The organism is Clostridium sp. 'White wine YQ' (genome assembly GCF_028728205.1).
Taxonomy (GTDB): Bacteria; Bacillota; Clostridia; order Clostridiales; family Clostridiaceae; genus Clostridium_T.
On the sequence record NZ_JAQYUU010000005.1, the window covers coordinates 63146 to 81731 of the forward strand.

Annotated in this window: 19 protein-coding genes; 5 read left to right on the forward strand and 14 right to left on the reverse strand. The window is 31.7% G+C overall.

What is annotated here, in order from left to right:
* Positions 1–22: 22 nt before the first annotated feature.
* Entirely contained in the window at positions 23–493 is a 471-nt protein-coding gene (locus PTZ02_RS14495) for a spore coat protein (protein ID WP_274228519.1), read from the forward strand.
* Positions 494–555: 62 nt separating this feature from the next.
* Here PTZ02_RS14495 and cooS read toward each other — a convergent pair whose 3' ends face one another.
* Positions 556–2469, reverse strand: coding sequence for an anaerobic carbon-monoxide dehydrogenase catalytic subunit (gene cooS / locus PTZ02_RS14500; RefSeq protein WP_274228520.1), 1914 nt, complete (start codon positions 2467–2469; stop codon positions 556–558).
* Positions 2470–2694: 225 nt separating this feature from the next.
* Between cooS and nifJ the strand changes: the two genes are divergently transcribed.
* The gene (nifJ, locus tag PTZ02_RS14505; protein ID WP_274228521.1) at positions 2695–6222 is read left to right on the forward strand and encodes a pyruvate:ferredoxin (flavodoxin) oxidoreductase; all 3528 of its coding nucleotides are present in this window, start codon (positions 2695–2697) and stop codon (positions 6220–6222) included.
* Positions 6223–6274: 52 nt separating this feature from the next.
* Here the strand turns inward: nifJ and PTZ02_RS14510 are convergent, their stop codons facing one another.
* From PTZ02_RS14510 to PTZ02_RS14525, 4 genes are all read right to left on the reverse strand, one after another.
* Entirely contained in the window at positions 6275–6442 is a 168-nt protein-coding gene (locus tag PTZ02_RS14510) for a CDIF630_02480 family spore surface protein (RefSeq protein WP_202766087.1), read from the reverse strand.
* Between the two features lie 69 nt (positions 6443–6511).
* A complete protein-coding gene (locus tag PTZ02_RS14515; protein WP_443112626.1) occupies positions 6512–8563 on the reverse strand; it encodes a thioredoxin domain-containing protein in 2052 nt (683 codons plus the stop codon).
* 124 nt (positions 8564–8687) lie between these two features.
* The gene (locus PTZ02_RS14520; protein ID WP_274228522.1) at positions 8688–9125 is read right to left on the reverse strand and encodes a DUF3021 family protein; all 438 of its coding nucleotides are present in this window, start codon (positions 9123–9125) and stop codon (positions 8688–8690) included.
* Positions 9126–9138: 13 nt separating this feature from the next.
* Entirely contained in the window at positions 9139–9579 is a 441-nt protein-coding gene (locus tag PTZ02_RS14525) for a LytTR family DNA-binding domain-containing protein (RefSeq protein WP_274228523.1), read from the reverse strand.
* Between the two features lie 301 nt (positions 9580–9880).
* Between PTZ02_RS14525 and PTZ02_RS14530 the strand changes: the two genes are divergently transcribed.
* Positions 9881–11608, forward strand: a complete 1728-nt coding sequence (locus tag PTZ02_RS14530; RefSeq protein WP_274228524.1) for a methyl-accepting chemotaxis protein — start codon at positions 9881–9883, stop codon at positions 11606–11608.
* Between the two features lie 197 nt (positions 11609–11805).
* Here the strand turns inward: PTZ02_RS14530 and PTZ02_RS14535 are convergent, their stop codons facing one another.
* The 9 genes from PTZ02_RS14535 to PTZ02_RS14575 all read right to left on the reverse strand — a co-directional run bounded on the left by PTZ02_RS14535 (position 11806) and on the right by PTZ02_RS14575 (position 16916).
* Positions 11806–12405 (reverse strand): manganese catalase family protein, encoded by a 600-nt coding sequence (locus PTZ02_RS14535; protein WP_274228525.1) that lies wholly within the window; start codon positions 12403–12405, stop codon positions 11806–11808.
* 3 nt (positions 12406–12408) lie between these two features.
* Complete coding sequence (locus PTZ02_RS14540; RefSeq protein WP_274228526.1) at positions 12409–12705, reverse strand: spore coat protein CotJB; 297 nt, start codon at positions 12703–12705, stop codon at positions 12409–12411.
* A complete protein-coding gene (locus tag PTZ02_RS14545; RefSeq protein ID WP_274228527.1) occupies positions 12695–12955 on the reverse strand; it encodes a spore coat associated protein CotJA in 261 nt (86 codons plus the stop codon). The genes PTZ02_RS14540 and PTZ02_RS14545 overlap by 11 nt, the downstream gene beginning before the upstream one ends.
* 141 nt (positions 12956–13096) lie before the next feature.
* The gene (gene spoVAE, locus PTZ02_RS14550) at positions 13097–13450 is read right to left on the reverse strand and encodes a stage V sporulation protein AE (RefSeq protein ID WP_202766082.1); all 354 of its coding nucleotides are present in this window, start codon (positions 13448–13450) and stop codon (positions 13097–13099) included.
* Positions 13451–13467: 17 nt separating this feature from the next.
* Positions 13468–14469, reverse strand: coding sequence for a stage V sporulation protein AD (spoVAD, locus tag PTZ02_RS14555; RefSeq protein ID WP_274228528.1), 1002 nt, complete (start codon positions 14467–14469; stop codon positions 13468–13470).
* Positions 14470–14943, reverse strand: coding sequence for a stage V sporulation protein AC (gene spoVAC, locus PTZ02_RS14560; RefSeq protein ID WP_238882842.1), 474 nt, complete (start codon positions 14941–14943; stop codon positions 14470–14472). It abuts the gene before it with no gap.
* Between the two features lie 54 nt (positions 14944–14997).
* Entirely contained in the window at positions 14998–15177 is a 180-nt protein-coding gene (locus PTZ02_RS14565) for a hypothetical protein (RefSeq protein WP_274228529.1), read from the reverse strand.
* A gap of 297 nt (positions 15178–15474) precedes the next feature.
* Positions 15475–16386, reverse strand: a complete 912-nt coding sequence (locus tag PTZ02_RS14570; RefSeq protein WP_274228530.1) for a chemotaxis protein — start codon at positions 16384–16386, stop codon at positions 15475–15477.
* A gap of 191 nt (positions 16387–16577) precedes the next feature.
* On the reverse strand, positions 16578–16916 hold the full coding sequence (locus PTZ02_RS14575; RefSeq protein ID WP_274228531.1) for a methyl-accepting chemotaxis protein: 339 nt from the start codon (positions 16914–16916) through the stop codon (positions 16578–16580).
* Positions 16917–17267: 351 nt separating this feature from the next.
* On the opposite strand from PTZ02_RS14575, the gene PTZ02_RS14580 reads away from it, so the two are divergent.
* On the forward strand, positions 17268–17975 hold the full coding sequence (locus PTZ02_RS14580) for an MBL fold metallo-hydrolase (protein WP_274228532.1): 708 nt from the start codon (positions 17268–17270) through the stop codon (positions 17973–17975).
* A gap of 13 nt (positions 17976–17988) precedes the next feature.
* Complete coding sequence (locus PTZ02_RS14585) at positions 17989–18570, forward strand: TetR-like C-terminal domain-containing protein (RefSeq protein ID WP_274228533.1); 582 nt, start codon at positions 17989–17991, stop codon at positions 18568–18570.
* The last annotated feature ends 16 nt before the right edge of the window (positions 18571–18586 follow it).

Consider the following 18586-nt stretch of genomic DNA (forward strand, 5'->3'; position numbering starts at 1 on the left):
CAAAATTAAAGAGGTGGAATTTATGGCAACATTAACACAAAAAGAGACTATGCTTCTTAAGGATGAGAAATCTCATGAAGACTTATGTATAAAGAAATATACTAAGTATTCTAATGAGGCAGAAGATCCAAAATTAAAACAACTATTCTCTTCTATTCTTCAGCATGAAAATCAACATTTAAATACTATAAATAGTATACTTAATGGTCAAGTTCCAAATGTTAATCAACAAGGACAGCAAGGCCAACAAAGTCAGCAAAATCAGCAACAGAATGTCAAATCAACAACAGGATTTAGCCAAAAAGACTGTGATCTTTGTCAAGATGCATTGACAACAGAAAAGTATGTTTCTTCAACCTACAATACATCAATTTTTGAATTTAAAGATCACAATATTAGGCAAACTTTAAATCATATACAAAAGGAAGAACAAGAACATGGTGAACAAATTTTCAATTACATGAGTGAAAAAGGTTATTATACAACTCAATAGTTGTTTATATAACAATGATGCCGGTGAAGATAAAATTAATTTTTACTTCAACCGGCTATTTTTTAACTTAATCCTAAACCTTTTCTCTTTTCATTTATATGAGCTTCTATATTATTTGCAACTTCTACAGGATCATCACCTAAGGCAATTTTTCCTCCAGTAAGTCCTTCAACATCTTGAGTAAGCAATTTAACTAAATCTGGGGCCCCAGTTACAAAAGGTGTTGGTGATAAATGTGTATATGCACCATATGCTACTGCAAACACTCCATCTATGGTTGCTTTTTGTTCCATCCACTCTGGTGCAGTTACAGCTATAGGTAATTGTGGAATGTCTACATCTAAATGATTTGCAAGAGCTGTAACAAGCATTGATATTCTTCCTGTATCAGTGCAAGTTCCAAAGCTTAATACTGGTGGAATCTTTAACATATTACATATTTCTTTTAATCCTTCACCAGCCATATTTGCTGCTTCTAAGCTACATAATCCTGCAACCTCAAGAGCATGATTTCCACATCCTCCACTTACCACAAGAATATTTTTCTTAATTAATTCTTTTGTTAGGTTTACTGTATTCCAGTCTTGAGGACCATTTCTTAATGTAGAACAATTAGCAAGAGCTACTACTCCTTTAATTTTTCCTGCTGAAATCACATCTACTAATGGATCTAATTTATTTCCAAGAGCTCCAAGCACAGCTTCTGTTGAAAAACCTGCTATTGCCTTTTGTATTATCTTTGGAACCATTGGTTTAACATTATCCTTACGTTTTTTAAAGTTTTCAATAGCAAGATCAATCAATGCATCTGTCATCTCTTCTACCTTATCTGGATGATATGGTATTTTATGTTGAAGTCCTGGTATGTCTATAATGGTACTTATTGCTACTAAGGTTGCTTGGTACTTTTCTGCATAATGATCAATAGCTGGTGGAGAACAATTTTCTTCCATTGCTAACACATCAACAGTTCCTGTCGCAAGTAATGGTTCAATTGCTAGCCAATTTCCCATTAATCCTACGAAAACATCATCAACATCAAATCTTTGAAGCAATTCTTGACCAGTTTCTATTGAACCTACTACATGAAGACCTTTTGCTCCTACTGCCTTTGCTTTTTCTTGTATTTCTGCCATTCTAGCTTTTTCAATTGTTCGTGCTCCTGCCCAGGGTTGATGCCCATTAAATACTATATTTACATAATCTGGATCCATAATTCCTAAATCAACATTTACCTCATGAGGCATTGGAGTTCCAAATAAAATATCCTGTGTCATTTCTAAACCTATTTGTGCATTATATATAGTTGCCAAGCCTAGTTTTAGTGCTTTTGAAGCAAGAGAAACATAATTTCCATCCACATTTGTTAAACAACTTGCTACACAATTTTGTTCCTCGTGTTGTACTCCTGCTGGATATATATTTAAATCTCTCCATACTTGTTTTCTTTTCCTTGGAGCAAAGACTTCAACCATTAGATTCTTATCTTCTGAATCTATTTTCATTTGCTCTTCTAGTAAATCAGCTAACTGAATGGCCATTTTATTTATGTCCTGATTTGTATTGATATTTAACTGCTCACACATCCATCTCAATTTATTTTCATCTTTAATCTTAAATGGAGTTTTTCCCTCACCAGTAGCCTTCAATGTTCTAAATGCCTCATATGCATGATGACTATATGTACCTGCTCCCATAATATTACGTAAAAGTAGGTTTCTCATAGCCATTGCATCTGGACCTATTCCGCATACCCCTTTATCTTGGCCTCCTTTTTCACTAATTCTACAAGGTCCTTGTGAACATAATTGGCAACTTAATCCTTGAAGACAAAATTTACATCTTATTTTTTCTTGTAGCGCCCATCTATCAAATACATTTGACATGCCGTCTTCTCTGATTCTTTTTACCATCTCTTCTACGGAATCATGATAACTTATGCGACCTTCCGTTTTCTCTAAAATAGTTTCACTCATTTATTCATTCCTCCAACATTTACATTTTCAGCATAAGTTTTCTCTAAATAAAATAAAAATATTCAATAAAATTATCTTCTTTATGAATTCATTATCTAAGATTAGCAAATACTAGTGGGGAATATGAATTATTTAACTTATGTAATCTAATAAACTAGTTCATTTAGTATAAATTAATGAATTAACTTTAATAGATTATACATTATTTATTAAGGAGGAATTGATATGCCCAAGAAAATGAAAACCATGGATGGAAACCAAGCAGCTGCTGAGGCTTCGTATGCTTTTACTGAAGTAGCAGCTATCTATCCAATAACCCCATCAACTCCTATGGCAGAAGGTGTTGATGAATGGTCTGCCCATGGTAAAAAAAATATATTTGGACAGCCAGTGAAAATCGTAGAAATGCAATCTGAAGCAGGGGCTGCTGGTGCTGTTCATGGCTCTTTAGTTGCAGGTGCACTAACAACTACATATACAGCTTCACAAGGATTATTATTAATGATTCCTAATCTATATAGACTTGCCGGAGAACTATTACCTGGAGTTCTTCATGTTAGTGCGCGTGCTATTGCTACTCATGCTCTATCTATTTTTGGAGATCATCAAGATGTTATGGCAGTAAGACAAACTGGAGTCGCTTTACTAGCTTCTTCGAATGTTCAAGAAGTTATGGATTTAGCTAATGTTGCTCACCTATCTTCCATTAAATCAAGAGTACCTTTTGTACATTTCTTTGATGGATTTAGAACTTCTCATGAAATTCAAAAAATAGAAGTTATAGATTATGATGATGTTGCAAAATTAATAGATTATAATGCATTACAAGAATTTAGGAATAGAGCTCTAAACCCTGAGCATCCTACCCTCAAAGGAACTGCTCAAAATCCAGATATCTATTTTCAACAAAGAGAAGCTTCAAATAAATTCTATGATGCAACACCAGATATCGTGGAAAATTATATGAGAGAAATTGAAAAAATAACTGGAAGATCATACCATCCTTTCGATTATTACGGGGATCCAAATGCAGAAAACATAATTATAGCTATGGGATCAGTATGTGATACTATCGAAGAGACTGTTGATTACTTGATGAAAAAAGGCGAAAAAGTTGGTGTGCTTAAAGTACATCTATATAGACCTTTTGCATGCAATTATTTCTTTAACGTTCTTCCTAAATCAGTAAAAAAGATAGCTGTACTTGATAGAACTAAAGAACCAGGTTCAGTAGGTGAACCTTTATATCTTGATATTTTAAAAGTACTTTATAATGAACCAAATAAACCACTAGTAGTTGGAGGAAGATATGGATTAGCTTCTAAAGACACAAGACCATCTCAAATTTTAGCTGTATTTAATAATTTAAAAGAGTCTCAGCCAAAAGATAAGTTCACAATAGGTATTGTAGATGATGTTACACATACATCTCTTCCTGAAGCTGAACCAATTGAAACTACTCCAGAAGGAACTATAAGATGTAAATTCTATGGTTTAGGTTCTGATGGAACAGTTGGTGCTAATAAAACTGCAATAAAAATTATAGGTGATAATACTGATCTTTATTCACAGGCTTACTTCTCCTACGATAGTAAAAAATCTGGTGGAAGTACTGTATCACATTTAAGATTCGGTAAGAATCCAATAAAATCTCCTTATCTAGTTTTTGAAGCAGATTATATAGCTTGTCATAATAAATCATTCTTATATAATCTAGATGTATTAAGAGGTTTAAAGAAAAGTGGAACATTTGTTTTGAATTGTCCTTGGTCAGATGAAGAACTTGAGGATAAACTTCCTGCATCAGTAAAGAGATATATCGCTCAGAATGATATTCAATTCTACACAGTAGATGCTATATCAATTTCTCAAGAAGTGGGATTGGGTACTAGAATTAACATGGTAATGCAATCTGCATTCTTTAAATTAGCTAATATCATTCCTATAGAGCAAGCAATGGAATATTTAAAAAATTCTGTTGAGAAAACTTATGGTAAGAAAGGTCAAAATATTGTTGAAGCTAATAAAGCTGCTATAGATAGAGGTGCAACTGCAGCACATAAGGTTACCATTCCATCTGGATGGGCAAATGCTGAAGATAATCTTCCTGAAAAGAAACAGGTACCTGACTTTATTACAAGAATTGAAAGACCTATGGCAAGACATGAAGGAGATGAACTCCCTGTAAGTGCTTTTAACGGAATGGAAGATGGTACTTTCCCTCTAGGTATAACTGCATACGAAAAAAGAGGTATTGCTGTAAGAATCCCAGAGTGGCAAATTGATAAGTGTATTCAATGTAATCAATGCTCATTAGTTTGTCCTCACGCAGTTATTAGAGCTTGCTTATTAACTGATGAAGAGAAAGAAAAAGCACCGGAGACATTCTATACAAAAACTCCAATGGGCAAGGGCGAATTAGAAAAATTACACTATCGTATTCAAATAAGTCCACTAGATTGTACTGGTTGTGGAAACTGTGCAGATATCTGTCCAGCTCCTGGCAAAGCTTTAATAATGAGATCTGCTGAAGAGCAAATTAAAGAACAAGCTGAAAACTTTGAATATGCTATTAAAGTAGTTCCTAAAGAAGGATTAATGGATCTTCATTCCTTAAAGGGCAGTCAATTTGCAAGACCACTATTAGAATTCAATGGAGCTTGCCCTGGTTGCGGAGAAACACCATATATTAAACTGTTGACTCAACTTTATGGCGATAGAATGATGATTGCAAATGCTACTGGATGTTCTTCAATTTGGGGTGGTAGTGCACCAGCTATAGCTTATTCTACTAATGATTTTGGTAAAGGTCCTTCTTGGGGTAATTCACTTTTTGAGGATAATGCTGAATATGGATATGGAATGTTCTTAGCAGTTAAGCAAATGAGAGAAAAATTAGCTGACTTAATGAGGGAAGCTGTAAATATGAATATAAATTCTGGACTCAAGGATGCCTTTAATGAATGGTTAAGTGGCATTGATGATCCTGATACCTCAAAATCTGCTACATCAAAAATATTAGACTTATTAGGCAAAGAAAATCTTAATGAAAATAAAATACTAAAAGATATAATGGACAGAAAAGATTACCTAATCAAAAAATCTCATTGGTTACTTGGTGGAGATGGCTGGGCATATGATATTGGTTATGGAGGACTTGACCATGTATTATCCTTAGGTGACGATGTAAATATATTTGTTATGGATACTGAGATATATTCAAATACAGGAGGTCAGTCATCTAAATCAACACCTACAGGTGCAATTGCAAAATTTGCAGCTGGCGGTAAAAATATGAGAAAGAAAGATCTTGGTTTAATGGCTATGAGCTATGGTCATGTTTATGTAACACAAATAGCTATGGGTGCAAACATGAATCAAACCGTAAGGGCTATTAGTGAAGCAGAAGCTTATCATGGGACTTCATTAATTATAGCTTATGCACCTTGTATTAGCCACGGTATTAAAACTGGTATGGGAACTAGTATGGCTGAAGAAAAGAAAGCTGTTGAATCAGGTTATTGGCAACTATATAGATATAACCCTCTATTAAAGATTCAAGGTAAGAATCCATTTATACTTGATTCTAAGGAACCAAAAGCTTCTTACCAAGATTTTATTAATGGAGAAATTCGCTACTCTTCATTAAAGAATGTATTCCCTGATAGGGTTGAAGAAATGTTTAAACTTTCTGAAGAACATGCTCGTGATAGATATGATTTCTATAGAAGACTAGCTGAAATGGAATACTAATAAATATTAAAAGAGCTATCTTATAAAAGATAGCTCTTTTAATTAACTTCAATTATTTTTCATTTGAGTCTACATATTCTTTAGCATTCCTTACATCCATTTCACTAGGAATAACTACTTTAGAAACTGGCTTTGTTTTATCTTCATTGGCCCAAGCAGCAGTTACATGTTGTTCTATTGGTACTTCCATAAATCTATCTTTTACTTTTTCATCTGCCATAATAATTCCTCCTCTCTTTTAAATAGTATCTGCAATTTGGTGAAATGTATTATATAAATTATAATAAGATTAATTGAAAAACTTCTCTACCTGCGCTACGCTATCCATTGTATTTCCGCAGGTAAAGTTTTCACATATAAACATCTTATTTTTCCCTTCTGCTTTCCCTTGAATTTCTACTATGCTATTAATTTCATAAAGTCTCGAATCGCCATTATTTAATATTATTGATTGGAATGGATTATATTTATCATTTATTATTGATAAAGATTTCTCTACAAACGCTTCCTCTAAGTCTCCTGCTATAACTATCTCTCTCATAGAACTTATATTATACATGTAGGCTGTAATAAAATTCACGTATCCTATAGGGTTTTCCTTTACAGTTCCACTGAAAAAGTTTATTTGTTTTTCAATAAATTCTTCATATTTTAAACTTCCTGTTAAACTATTAAGTTTTATTTGATTTAATAAAGCAACTGAATTTCCTGAAGGAAGTGCTCCATCATATATTTCCTTAGGTCGTAATATTAATTCCTCACTATCCTTGCCATAGAGATAAAATCCCCCTTCTTCTTTATCCCAGAAAAGTTCTATCATCTGATCATTTAACTCAATGGACTTTTCTAAATATTTAATATCAAAACATGCTTCATAAAGTTCTATAATCCCCCATACTAGAAATGCATAATCTTCTAAAACTGCTAGTCTTGCTGCTTCTCCATCTCTATACCTTGCAAGAAGCCGTCCTTCTTTATTTACTAATTTACTTAATATAAAATCTGCTGATTTCTTTGCCACTTTAATATACTCAGGCTTTTTAAATATCTTCCCTCCATTACTAAATGATGCGATTGCTAAACCATTCCAAGAAGTCAAAATCTTATCATCTTTAAATGGATGAACTCTTTTCTCTCTATATTCAAATAACTTTTTCCTACTATTTTCTAAACTTCTTTGTAATTTTTCATCTTCTTCTATTTTGCCTAAATCCACATCTATTAAATTAGGTATGCTTTTCCCTTCAAAGTTTCCTTTAATAGTTATATCATAAGTGTCAGCATAAGTTTTTCCTTCCTCATCACCTAACACTCTCATTAATTCATCTAATGTCCATACATAAAATTTTCCTTCTATCCCTTCTGAATCTGCATCCTCCGCGGAATAAAATGCGCCTTCAGGTGAAATCATATCTCTAAGTAAATAAGTATAAACCTTTTCAGCTACTTCCTCATATAGCTTATTACCTGTTAAGCTATAGGTTTCTGCATATACCAATGATAATAATGCATTATCATATAGCATTTTTTCAAAATGTGGAACTAACCATTTACTATCTGTAGAATATCTTGAAAACCCAAATCCTATGTGATCAAAAATACCTCCTTTATACATACACTGGAGATTCTTCTCTATGATTTTTAAAACTTCATGATCTTTATTTTGATAATAATATCTTAATAAGAAATATAAATTATGTGGTACTGGAAACTTAGGTGCTCGGCTAAATCCACCATAATCTCTTTGAAAATATTGTTTTAACTGCAACGCAGTATTATTTATTATCTTTTCATCCAGTTCTTCAACATTGCTATTTCTATCAAAATCTTGTATTTCTTTAAGCATCTCTTCGCAAGTTGTGTCAAATTTTTCTCTATCATTTTCCCAAATATCGTTTATTTTGTTTAGTAATTCTATAAGGCCTATTGAACCATGTCTACTCTTCTTTGGGAAATATGTTCCTGCGAAAAATGGTTTTTTATCCGGAGTAAGTATAACTGTTAATGGCCAACCTCCACTACCTGTATAAAGCTGACAGAATGTCATATATATGCTATCTATATCTGCCCTTTCTTCTCTATCAACCTTAATTGAAATAAAACTTTTATTTAAAACCTCTGCTACTTCCTTATCTTCAAATGATTCACGTTCCATTACATGACACCAGTGGCAGGTACTATAGCCTATTGATAAGAATACAGGCTTATCTTCTTTCTTCGCCTTTTCAAATGCTTCATCAGACCAGCTATACCAATCTACAGGATTATGAGCATGTTGTAAGAGATATGGTGACTTTTCATTAATTAATCTATTTGCTGTTCTTTCCATTGTTTTGGGCATTTTTTAGACTCCTTTCATATTTTGTTTATATTACTATACCCCAAACAACTATAGCCTATAACCTACAACTGCTTGGGGTATTATAAATTCTGCTTTTGAATTTTAAAAATTGCTCTTTTCAATTTTATTTAGACGTACTCTTCTTATATTCATTTAGCTTTTCATTTAGTTCTTTTGCTTCCTCACGTCCATTAATATACATCATTGCAAAGACTACTGCTTTTACAACAAAAATTATTATGATATAAACCACTATATTTTCATTATCTATAATATTTCTTGGGCTAAATAACCAAAGCCACACTATTGTTATTATATCTGCCAAGGTAGTGCAAATGGAGAAATTAATGATATTAGCCTTTTCTTTTAATTCAAACTTATTGATAAAAGCAAACTTATAAAATGTAAATGATAAAGCTATTATTATAATTTGAAATAAAAATGAAACGTTAATTTCTGTTATAGAATATAGCCCTAAATATGCTGCCATCAATACCATTAAGAATCCACAAGCGGTAATAAAATCCTTAACCATAGATCCTAAATATTCTCTAATTTCCATAATAACCTCTCCTTTATAAATTTAATTTCTTTTTTAAGATAGGAACATATTGTCTAGATATATACACTTTTTCGCCATTTAGTAGCAATGCCTCAAACTTTCCATAAAAAATTGGATTTAAAGATTTTATTTTTGAAATATTAAGAATAGTTGATTTTGAAGCTCTAAAGAATCCTAATTTCTCATATTCCGTTTCAAGTTCATATAACCTTAGTCTTGACTCGTAGACCTTTTCTTTACAATAGATAAATACTTTGTTATCTACTGCTTCAAAATAAAAAACATCCTTCGGATTGATAATATTCATTTGTAAGCCTGTGAGACCAATCAGTTTCTTTGACGATGATTTAATTGAATAAATAAGCTGCAACAAAGATTCATCTAATTCATTGCATCTTACTATTATCTCTGGTTCACTTCCTTCAGGGATATTTTCAATTGTTATTTTCATCATAAACCCCTCCCTCTTACTATGATTTAATTATATGTTAGTAATTTATCTCCTTCAACCAGCTAGGGTGTATGATGCATTATTGAGTATATAAGTTGCATTGTAAGCGAAATATGTTGCATCCTAACAATTAAAAACTATCTCAATTTAACGTAACAGAAATACTTGATTAATTAATTTTAACAATTATATTTTAAAAATTAGTAAAAAATTGTTAGACTTCTCAAAAAGTTCATTATTTTATGATATACTATACACACCATTGCTGAAATTAGAATTTTTACATAATAAAGGGGGATAAAAATTGAGAAAAAACACTATTAGAAGAGGTTTTTCATTAAAACACAAAATCGTTGGCAGCTTTATAATACTTGTACTATTTTCTTCACTTCTTATAGGTTTCTATACCTATTATAAAGCTAAAGCAAACATAGAAAGTGCTGTAGGTAATACAGAGTTATCAGTTGTTAATTCTATTGTAAATACAATTGATACAGAAAAGTTTAACAATCTCACTTCTAAGGATGATATGAATTCTGAATACTATAAGGAGCTCCAGACTCACTTAAGTGATATAAGATCCACAACTGGTTTAAAGTTTCTTTACACAATGCGTAAAACTTCCGATGGTAAATACATTTATGTAGTTGATGGACTTCCAATTGATGACAAAAACTTTTCTTCATTGGGAGATGTAGAAGAGGATATGTCCAAATCTATGGCTAAAAGCTTTGATGGAACTCCAGGCTATGAATTAAACACTAATGAGTGGGGTCACTTAATGTCTGCATTCATTCCCATAAAAGATAAGTCTGGAAATGTAATAGGTATGTTAGGTGCTGATTTTACTGCTGACGGCATTGTTAATCAACTTGATAAGTTAAGTAGAAATATGATAATAATAATTTTTATAGTTATAGTTATTGGGATACTAGCTGGTCAAGCTATTTCATCTCTTCTAGTAAGATCGTTGAACAAGTTAAAAAACAATGCTGATTTAGTAAAAGAAGGCGATTTATCAGTTAAATTTGATAAATTTAGTACAGATGAAGTTGGTGAATTAACTCAATCATTTAGCAACATGGTAAGTAACTTATTAAATATAACTAACGAGATCAAAATCAATACTAAAAATGTAACTTATGAGATTGATACTATGTATAAAAGTTTTACTGAAACAAGTAAGGCTACTGAAGAAATAACTGACGTAATTAGTAGAATTGCAACAGGTACGTTTGAGCAAACTAATAATGTAGATAAAGTTTCGCAGTCTATGAATGATGTCTTTAAACAAGTTCAAAAATCTGTTGATTATGCTAACTTAGTTTCCGATTCATCAAATGAAGCAATGCTTCATACAACGAAAGCTTTAGATATATTTAAAACTTCTATCGAAAAAGTTATAACTGTAAATAGAACTATTGAAAATACAGCTAATATTATAGAAGAACTAGGATATAAATCAAAGGAAATAAACTCATTTAGTGAAACAATTTCACAGATAACTAAACAGACAAATCTTCTCTCCTTAAACGCAAGTATAGAAGCAGCACGAGCTGGTGAGCAAGGAAAAGGCTTTGCTGTGGTAGCAAATGAAATTAAAATGCTAGCTGAACAATCCAATAAAGCTAGCTCTCAAATAAGTGAAATAGCAAGCACTATGCAGTCTGAAATTGATATCGCTATTAAAACTATTCAAGATGGAGTTATACAAGCAAATGATGGAGTCAATTCTGTAACTGCAGTAGATACATATTTATTAGAATTAATGAATTCAAGTAATGATGCTAATAAAAAAGCAAAAGATATTATAGCTTCTATTAACCTAATTGAAAGTAATTGTAGAAGTGCTGTAGAAGACGTGTATGAATTAGCAGATATTTCAAATAAATTAAGCGCAGGTAGCCAACAAGCTGCTGCATCAACTGAAGAACAATCAGCAATTGTGAACCAATTAAATAAGAATCTAGATAATATTAGACAAATGATGTCTTCCTTGGGGAATGTCGTTAATAAGTTTAAACTAGACTAAATTTAAGTTTTACTAAACAATATAATCAAGCTTTGTAATTTTCAAAATTACTAATGTAAAAGAACTTAATTAATTCATAAATGACCTTTTATGAAAATATATTAAAATAGGAAAGTGTACCCTTACTAAAGTGGTACACTTTCCTCTATTTCCACATTCCTAATGTGAAATAATTATACTGCTTTTAATTAAATAGTTTATTTCATTGATTCTGGTTTTGGCATCACAAATAAATGTGGTTCTTGAAGGTAATCTTGAACTATTCTAAGAGCTTCACCAAATCTTTGATAGTGAACAACTTCTCTTTCTCTTAAGAATTTTAATGGTTCTATTACATCTGGATCATCAGCCATATTAATTAGGTATTCATAGGTAGCCCTTGCTTTTTGTTCTGCTGCCAAATCTTCTGTTAAATCTACTATAGGATCTCCTTTAGATTGAATATAAGCTGCTGTGAATGGTACTCCATCTCCATTTACAGGATATATCCCTTTACCATGATCTGCATAATATCCACTCATTCCTGCTTTTTGAATTTCTTCTGGAGTAGCTCCTTTAGTTAATTGACGAACAATTGATCCTACCATTTCTAGATGAGCTAATTCTTCAGTTCCAATATCATTACAAGTTGCTATAGCTTGAGGAGTGATCATACCAAATCTTTGGCTTAGATATCTTAGTGATGCAGCTAGTTCTCCATCTGGTCCCCCATACTGAGTAATAATTATTTTTGCCATCTTTGGATTAGGATTTTTAATTTTAACCGGATATTCTAAGAACTTATCATATGTCCACATAAATTATTTCTCCTCCCTTTCAAGCTTAAAATTAGCTTCTTCTTCCCATGGCCAAGGTTCACATATCCATTGCCATGGATATGGACTTAATGAGTCATGATCAGTTAGCATACCACAATGCATCTCATAAGCTTCTTTTAATCTTCTACATTCCATTACATAAAAATTAAATTCCTTTAATGCATCTCCATCCATTGGATGAGTGTTGAGAAATAAACCTAAATCTACCTTCATAAAGTGAGCTGCTCGAAGTTTATTTAATAATTCTTTTTCATTCATATCATGCATTTCATTCTTCATAGGTTTCTCTCTCCTTTCCATCCAATTTCATTAAATATGCTTCCTTTTCTTTACCTTCATAGGGACTATAAAGTTCAGGAAAAGCTGTCCCTCTCTTTAATGCTTCTACAGGTGTAAAAAGAGCACATAGATTTTCATAAGGAACATATGCGGCAGCTAATCTTACATCTTTTATGACTGTTTCTTGTGGTACACAATTACTCATTTTAGGAAATTGCCCCATCTTCTTAGTTGTTTCTACCTTTTTCAATTTTAATCCTCCATAGAATATTAAGTACATGATATAGTATTCAATCAAAGGATAAATTGACAAAATTTAACAATCATTTTTTCAAAAAAATATAAGAGAAGAAATTTTCTTCCCTTACTAATAGGATACTTACTTATTTAATTAACCCTTTGGTTTAAAAATAAGCGACGCAATGAATGCAAAAATTATTGCAGCTGATATTCCTGAACTGGTAATCTCAAATATTCCTGTTAATACTCCTATAATTCCTGTTTGCTCGGCTTCCATTAAGGCTCCCTTCACTAAGGAATTGCCAAAGCTACTTATTGGAACTGATGCACCTGCACCTGCAAACTTTACTAATGAATCGTATAATCCTAAGCCTCCTAATATTGCTCCAGCAACAACTAAAGTGCTCATTGTATGCGCAGGTGTAAGTTTAAATACATCCATCATTATTTGTCCAATAACGCATATTACTCCTCCAATTATAAATGCCCATATAAAAATTCCCACTTAATCAACACCTCTCTTTACATCTCTATAGATACTGCATGAGCAATACAGGGAATACTTTCCTTTTGCTGGTATGATAAAGGCGATAACAATGCTCCAGTTGCAATAACTAGTATTTTTTTCAATTCACCCTTTTTCATTCTATTTAATAAGTGACCATATGTAACTGTAGCAGAACAACCACATCCGCTTGCTCCTGCCATTACTGGCTGATCTTCCTTATAAATTAACATTCCACAATCAGTGAAATTTGTATCTGCCATATTAAAATTATCTTTTTTTAATAAATCTGTAGCTATTTTATGTCCAATCTTTCCTAAATCTCCAGTTGCAATTAAATCATAGTGTGATGGATCTATATTCAAATCTCTAAAATGAGCTTCTATGGTATCCACTGCTGCTGGTGCCATAGCTGAACCCATATTATATGGATCTGAAATTCCCATATCAACCACTTTTCCAATTGTTGCTGAAGTTACTCTTGGTCCATCCCCTTTTTCTGCAATAAGTCCTGCCCCTGCCCCTGTAACAGTCCATTGTGCTGTTGGTGGTTTCTGAGCTCCATATTCAGTTGGGTACCTATATTGCTTCTCTGCAGCTATGTTATGACTAGATGCGCCTGCAACTACATATTTCGCTGACTTACTATCAATTAGCAGAGATGCTAACGCCAAGCCTTCCATTGCACTTGAACATGCCCCATATATACCTAAAAAAGGGATTCCTAATGAGCGAGCTGCAAAACTACTAGAGATAATCTGGTTCATTAGATCTCCGCATAAAAGAAATTGAATATCTGTTTTTTTCATATTTGCTTTATTTATAGCTGTTTCACATGCTTCCTCAAGTAGTTTCTTCTCTGCTTTTTCTACACTATCTTCACCTAACCATACATCATCGTGAAGCAAATCAAAATCTTCAGATAATGCCCCTTTAGCTTCAAAAGGTCCACCTACTGCAGCTGAGGATATTATCACTGGTTTTGTTTCAAATAGCCATGTTTGATTTCCTTTTAACATTTACATCACACCTATCCACTTTAATATCAATTTTATTATAGATACTACAAAAGCTGAAAAAACTCCAAAGACAATTACAGATCCTGAGAGTTTAAACATATTTCCACCTACTCCTAATACATATCCTTCCGTTCTATGTTCTATAGCTGCAGAAGCCATTGTATTTGCAAAACCAGTTACAGGTACTGCTGTTCCTGCCCCTGCCCATTGGGCAATGTGGTCATATACGCCAAATCCTGTGAGTAAAATAGATATAATGATTAAAACTGCAGATGTAGGACCACCAGCTGTTTCTTCCTTAAAATTAAAGTATGTAATAAATATCCACTGCAAAAATTGACCAAAGGTACAAATTGCTCCCCCTACAAAAAAAGCCTTTATACAGTTCTTAACAACTGGACGTTTAGGCTCTCTATCTTTAGCAAAGTCTTGATATTGTTGTTGAACTGGAGTCAACTCCTTCTTACCTGCCATCTTCTTAACTCCTCCTCTTAGAATATGTGTATTCCTAATTAGCTTATATATTTTTTATGATTTTATTCCCCAATTGTCTTCTATCCCTTTAATAACTGCCCTCACCTTATCTAATTCTTCCTTATATGCAATTCTCTCATTATCACTTTTATATTGATTTGAGTTGTTTCTTAAAGCACTTTCAATTCCTTTAATTCCAGCTAATACTTGCTTACCCTTGGACTCTATTATCAATATTTTCACCTCCAAATTTAATTACAGTTATTATTATCAAAGCCTTGTAAAATTATAACTTTGATTTATAAATTTCTGTCACTCTATTAGTATTAAATATAAAAATTTATTTATACTTAAAGAAGGTAGCGATATTGATATTACTAATATTCATTTAAATAAAAAAACAGCTGACAATAAATTAATTGCCAACTGCTTTGAAGGGGAGAAATTTATAAAAAGAAAACTTATCTTGTATATAATACTACTCCTCTATTATGTTCTTTCAATGTGATGATTGTGTATTTTTTATGTGAACTATTTACCTAGTTTTTTCGATATTAGACTATCTACCATTTCAACTAGTTCACCAACCTCTGGTTTGCTTAACTGTCCATCTGCACCAACAGATACACCTTTATGCTTCAAGTCACTTGTAATAAGTGATGAAAATATTACAACAGGTAATTTTCTTAAAATTGGATTTTCTTTTATATTTCTTGTAAGTGCATGTCCATCCATTTGAGGCATTTCGATATCTGTTATTAAAAGTTGAACATCGTCTGTGAAGTTCCCACCTTTTTCATCTGCTAGCTTTAGCAAATAATCTAATGCTTGCTTTCCATCGTTAAATGATTTTATATTCTTAAAGCCTGCTTTAGTAAGAGTATTCTCAAGTAATTTTCTTATCATTGCTGAATCATCTGCAATCATAAGTTTAATATTTGATCTATCTTTATAGTCAACTTCAAGTATTCTATCTTCACTTATTCCTGTACTTGGATTAATATCTGTAACTATTTTTTCAAAATCCAGCATTAATACAATTGTATCATTCATAATTATATTACCTACAACTAGTGAGTTTGTAGATACATCATCAGGTTTTAATATCTCTTGCCATTTAATTCTTTGAACCTTAATAACATCATCAATTATAAATGCTACTTTTAGTTTATTGAATTCACATATAATCAATTTATTAAAATCACGACACTTTGTACCTTCAATAACATACTTCAAATCAATTACTGTTAATATTTCAGTTCTGTTAAGAATTAATCCAGCAATAGCAGGGTGTGATTCAGGTAATTTAGTTAAGTTTTCTGATTTTACTTCTAATATTTCTTTAATTTTTATAATATTAATAGCATAATGTCTATTACTTATGGAAAACTCAAGTATTTCTAACTCTCCAGTTCCAGATTCAAGTAGTATTTTTGATTCCATATTAAAACCCCTTCTCATAATCATTTTATACTTATTTTATCGAGTATAATATAGTTTACTTTATGTTGAAGATTCTACTGTTTTATAAACTTTAATTGTTAATTTATTCTACTTAACTATAGTAATATTGCAAAAAAAAAGCAACAGATTTTTATCAATTGAAAGATAAAAATCTGCTGAACTACTATATACTACTTCTTACTTTTAAATTTATCAATTTTATCATTTGCTTCTTCAGTAAGAGAATATATCTTTTTTACTGCGTCATTCATACTTAAAACTAATTCTTTTGTACTAACAGAAAGTTTTTTAACCTCTTCTGCAACAACTGAAAATCCTCTTCCTGCTTCTCCTGCTCTTGCTGCTTCTATTGAAGCATTAAGTGCTAGTAAATTTGTTTTAGATGCAACATCATTAATATCACCAGATATCTCTTCAATGAATTTTATATGTTTCACCAATTCTTCAAAAGTTGATATAAAACTACTCATATCATCCATTTCACTAATTTGTTCATTGTTAAATTCCATTATTTAACCCCCACTTTTAAATTTTATTTTCAATATCCTTATATATATAATGCATTAAAGAATTTACATGTCGCTGTCTAGCTCTTATACGCTTCAACTTAGAGTTAGACCGTGAGATGTAATATGATTTTTGCATTATATTTTACTTTAATAGTTTAAAACCCTATCCTTATATTTATCGTACATTTTAAGTAATTTTTCATTTTTATTTTATAACTTTTATAATTTTTTTATATCTTATTACATTAAACTAATTAAGTTATTGCAAAAACTAATGTCATTAGTTATAATTAAGAATATAATATAAGTAAAACTAACTATATTAGTTTTACTGTGAAAGGAGTTGTTATTATGAGACTTATTCATGAAAAGACAGTATATCAATTGACTTTTATGCCCATTCTCTTCCCTGTAAATTGTTATTTTGTTGAAGAAGAAACTGGCCTAACATTAATAGATGCAGCACTTGCTTTTGGATATAAAGATATAATTAGAGCTTCTGAAAAAATAGGTAAACCTATAACTAAAATTCTATTAACACATGTTCACGGAGATCACGTAGGTGCATTAGATGCTTTAAAAAACACCTTGAAAGATGTTCCAGTATATGTGTCTAAAAGGGACTCACGTTTAATGTCTGGAGATATTTCTTTAGATGTTGATGAAGAAAATCTACCTATAAAGGGATCTGTACCAAAGAATCTTAAAACTAGAGCTGATATTCTCTTGAGTGATGGAGATATGGTTGGCTCATTACTAGCTGTATCTGCTCCTGGTCACACCCCTGGATCTATGGCATATTTAGACACTAGAAATAATATTCTGATTGCTGGAGATGCTTTTCAAGTGAGAGGTGGATTTGCTATTGCTGGACAAAAGAAGTTTTTATTTCCTTTCCCGGCCTTAGCCACCTGGAATAATAAAGTTTCTTTAGAAAGTGCTAAAAAACTAAGAAGACTAAATCCAAATATCTTAGCTACAGGACATGGAAATATGCTTATTAACCCTCAAGCCGCTATGGACAAAATAATTAAAGATACTGAAATTAAAATAAACTAAAGGAGAAAAAAATATGTCACCTAGAATTGGATTAGATATGAATACAATTTTACTAGCTACATCAGAATTAGCTGATGCTAATGGTTTAGAAGAAGTTACTCTGGCTTCCTTATCTAAATTTTTGAATATTAAAACACCTTCTCTATATAATCATATTAATGGAATTCAAGATTTAAGAAAGAAACTAAGTATTTACAGCATACGAAAACTTCGTGAAGATATGGCAAGTGCTGCTATAGGAAAATCTGGTGATGATGCTGTTCACGCATTAGCTGATGCATATACAAACTTTTCAAAAAAACATCCTGGGTTATATTCCTCTATCAATAATGTGTCAGACTTTAATGATAATGATCTTATAGATGAAGAAACTGCACTTATCGAAGTGGTATTAAAAGTATTAGCTGCTTATGGTTTAAAAGGAGAGGGTGCAATCCACGCTACAAGAGGATTAAGAAGTATTCTACATGGATTTACTTCCTTGGAACAAAACAACGGGTTTGGGCTTTCTCAAAGTGTAAATGAAAGTTTGCATTTAACAATTGATGCATTAATAGCTGGATTTTATGTTATAAAAGATAATACTAACAAATAATTAAATAAAAAAATCA

Excerpts from the sequence above, each read along its gene's own strand:
- cooS (WP_274228520.1), bottom strand. The coding sequence starts at position 2,469 with ATGAGTGAAACTATTTTAGAGAAAACGGAAGGTCGCATAAGTTATCAT.
- PTZ02_RS14580 (WP_274228532.1), top strand. The coding sequence starts at position 17,268 with ATGAGACTTATTCATGAAAAGACAGTATATCAATTGACTTTTATGCCC.
- PTZ02_RS14540 (WP_274228526.1), bottom strand. The coding sequence starts at position 12,705 with ATGAAGAATGAAATGCATGATATGAATGAAAAAGAATTATTAAATAAA.
- PTZ02_RS14575 (WP_274228531.1), bottom strand. The coding sequence starts at position 16,916 with ATGGAATTTAACAATGAACAAATTAGTGAAATGGATGATATGAGTAGT.
- PTZ02_RS14535 (WP_274228525.1), bottom strand. The coding sequence starts at position 12,405 with ATGTGGACATATGATAAGTTCTTAGAATATCCGGTTAAAATTAAAAAT.
- PTZ02_RS14585 (WP_274228533.1), top strand. The coding sequence starts at position 17,989 with ATGTCACCTAGAATTGGATTAGATATGAATACAATTTTACTAGCTACA.
- PTZ02_RS14515 (WP_443112626.1), bottom strand. The coding sequence starts at position 8,563 with ATGCCCAAAACAATGGAAAGAACAGCAAATAGATTAATTAATGAAAAG.
- PTZ02_RS14510 (WP_202766087.1), bottom strand. The coding sequence starts at position 6,442 with ATGGCAGATGAAAAAGTAAAAGATAGATTTATGGAAGTACCAATAGAA.
- PTZ02_RS14525 (WP_274228523.1), bottom strand. The coding sequence starts at position 9,579 with ATGATGAAAATAACAATTGAAAATATCCCTGAAGGAAGTGAACCAGAG.
- spoVAC (WP_238882842.1), bottom strand. The coding sequence starts at position 14,943 with ATGGCAGGTAAGAAGGAGTTGACTCCAGTTCAACAACAATATCAAGAC.
- nifJ (WP_274228521.1), top strand. The coding sequence starts at position 2,695 with ATGCCCAAGAAAATGAAAACCATGGATGGAAACCAAGCAGCTGCTGAG.
- PTZ02_RS14520 (WP_274228522.1), bottom strand. The coding sequence starts at position 9,125 with ATGGAAATTAGAGAATATTTAGGATCTATGGTTAAGGATTTTATTACC.
- PTZ02_RS14495 (WP_274228519.1), top strand. The coding sequence starts at position 23 with ATGGCAACATTAACACAAAAAGAGACTATGCTTCTTAAGGATGAGAAA.
- spoVAD (WP_274228528.1), bottom strand. The coding sequence starts at position 14,469 with ATGTTAAAAGGAAATCAAACATGGCTATTTGAAACAAAACCAGTGATA.
- PTZ02_RS14570 (WP_274228530.1), bottom strand. The coding sequence starts at position 16,386 with ATGGAATCAAAAATACTACTTGAATCTGGAACTGGAGAGTTAGAAATA.